Source organism: Xanthomonas sp. BRIP62411 (assembly GCF_003993525.1).
In the GTDB taxonomy this organism is placed as follows: domain Bacteria; phylum Pseudomonadota; class Gammaproteobacteria; order Xanthomonadales; family Xanthomonadaceae; genus Xanthomonas; species Xanthomonas euroxanthea.
This window is the reverse complement of record NZ_QEZI01000019.1, coordinates 1-522: the sequence shown is the minus strand read 5'-3', so window position 1 is coordinate 522 and position 522 is coordinate 1. Positions and strand designations below refer to the sequence as shown.

Annotated in this window: 1 protein-coding gene; it reads right to left on the bottom strand. The window is 72.6% G+C overall.

The features are described 5' to 3' along the window. Positions 1–522: FCD domain-containing protein (locus EO139_RS16485; protein ID WP_164739886.1), on the bottom strand; the 522-nt coding region annotated here is incomplete at both ends.

Below are 522 nucleotides of genomic sequence, written 5' to 3'. Positions count from 1 at the left end.
GCTCGTGGGTGTCGAGCGCGTGCGGCCGCGGCGTCCGCGGCATCAGCCCCTGGTGCGTGCGGCCGCTGAGGACCTCCGTGATCACCTCGCGGAGGGCGCAGAACATGTCGTTGCCGCTGGCCTCGAGGATCAGGTGGTGGAACTCGATGTCGGCGGCGAGGAAGTCGACGAGGGCGCCGGCCTCGCCGAGGCGGCGGAGATCCACCGCGAGCTCGGCGATGCGGGTTCGCTGACCGGCAGTGGCATTGCGTGCAGCCAGTGACGCCGCGACCGGCTCGACCGCGCGGCGGAGCTGGGTGAGGGAGCGGAACTGGTCCGAGCGGCCGGGGCCGGTGAGGCGCCAGCGGATGATGCGCGGGTCGTAGACGTTCCAGCGATCCGGACCCTGCACCACGAGACCTACGCGGCGCTTCGGCACGATCAGCGCCATCGCCTCGAGCACGCGCACGCAGTCGCGCACCACCGTGCGGGACACGCCGAAGCGCCGCTGGAGGTCCTCGATGGTGAGGCGGGTGCCCTCGG